Origin of the sequence: Staphylococcus pasteuri (assembly GCF_030547725.1) — a bacterium.
Lineage (GTDB): Bacteria > Bacillota > Bacilli > Staphylococcales > Staphylococcaceae > Staphylococcus > Staphylococcus pasteuri.
The window spans coordinates 1-264 of record NZ_JAUOQO010000427.1 but is presented as its reverse complement, the minus strand read 5'-3'; the positions used below and the strand labels follow the sequence as shown (position 1 = coordinate 264).

The window sequence follows — 264 nt, the reverse complement described above, 5'->3', positions numbered from 1 at the left end:
AGCACATTTTCCGGGCCGGTTTCGTCGATAATTTCATCATGCCGCCGGGCGCAATTCAATGCGTGGTCTTCAATACTCATCCCTTCGGGGCGGCGGTAGGAAAACGGTGCCGGCACTTTGGGCATGATGCGCATCACTGGCGCGAAGACCTCATCTGATTGCGGGTCTCCGGTGACGGCAGCCGCGCCTAATGTTGCCCCATGATAGCTGGGATAGCGGGCGAGAACCACGGTACGACTGGCTTCGCCTTTGATGACAGCCGCC

At 59.1% G+C, this 264-nt stretch carries 1 pseudogene; it reads right to left on the bottom strand.

Features of this window, described 5'->3' with window-relative positions:
• Positions 1 to 264, bottom strand: a pseudogene (locus Q4528_RS14240) (aspartate aminotransferase family protein); the annotation flags it as partial.